1 protein-coding gene is annotated in these 1,016 nt (G+C 68.3%); it reads left to right on the top strand.

The genetic code is table 11. From position 1 onward, the window contains the following. Positions 1-37 precede the first annotated feature (37 nt). Positions 38-999, top strand: a protein-coding gene (locus tag MGN01_RS23275) for an IS630-like element ISMex21 family transposase (protein ID WP_147049160.1) whose coding sequence is annotated in 2 segments (ribosomal slippage) — positions 38-386 and positions 386-999 — 963 coding nt in all. Because the reading frame shifts where the segments join, the coding sequence is not laid out codon by codon here. Positions 1,000-1,016 lie beyond the last annotated feature (17 nt).

Here is a 1,016-nt window from a genome sequence, read left to right as displayed (position 1 = left end):
ACGGTGGTTGGGGCGTTGACCGGTGAAGGAGCCAGCGATGCCTTCACCGTTGTCTGTCGATCTGCGCGAACGCGTCGTAGCGGCCGTGGCCGGGGGCGCTTCCTTCCATTGGGCGGCGGCGCGGTTCGGGGTGAGCGTGTCGAGCGCCAGCCGCTGTTCGCAGCGGTTTGCGCAGCAGGGTCACGTCGCGCCCAAACCGACTCACGCCGACGACAGCCTGCCGGCGATCGAGGCGCATGCGGATCTGATCCTCTCCCTCGATGAGGCGCAGCCCGAACTCTTCCTGCGCGAATTGCGCGACGCCCTGGCCGAGCATGGCGTGCAGACCAGCACGAGCGGGCTGTCACGCTTCTTCGCTCGCCACGGCATCACCCGCAAAAAGGGGCGCAGTACGCGGCTGAGCAGGAGCGGGCCGACGTGAAGGCGGCGCGTGAGGCGTGGTTCGAGGCTCAGCCCGACCTCGACCCCGACAAGCTCGTCTTCCTCGACGAGACGGCGGCTGCCACCAACATGGCCCGCCGCTACGGCCGCGCCCCGCGCGGCGAGCGCTGCCGGTTCCTCGTACCGCAGGGCCATTATAAAACGACTACTGTCACCGCCGCTCTGCGCACCACCGGCCTGTGCGCCCTCGACCTCGCGGATGGCGCCACAAACGGCCAGCGCTTTCGCGACTACGTCGCCAACCGCCTCGTCCCGGTGCTGCGGCCCGGCGACACCGTGATCCTCGACAACCTGCAAGCTCACAAGGTCAGCGGCATCCGCGAGCGGGTCGAAGCGGCCGGCGCGCGGCTGCTCTACCTTCCGCCCTACAGCCCCGAGTTCAACCCGATCGAACAGATCTTCGCCAAGCTGAAAGCGCTGTTGCGGACCGCAGCCGCCCGCACCGTGGCTGACCTCTGGGACGCCATCCGGAACGCCTTCACCCGCTTCACCCCAGACGAATGCTGCAACTGCCTCGCCGCCGCCGGCTACGACAACGATTTGGCCGTCGCTACGTAAGCGGGAACGGCTCTAGT

Source organism: Methylobacterium gnaphalii (assembly GCF_007992215.1).
Taxonomy (GTDB): Bacteria; Pseudomonadota; Alphaproteobacteria; order Rhizobiales; family Beijerinckiaceae; genus Methylobacterium; species Methylobacterium gnaphalii.
Note: the sequence above shows the minus strand (reverse complement) of the source record. Positions and strands in the feature narration are given on the sequence as shown.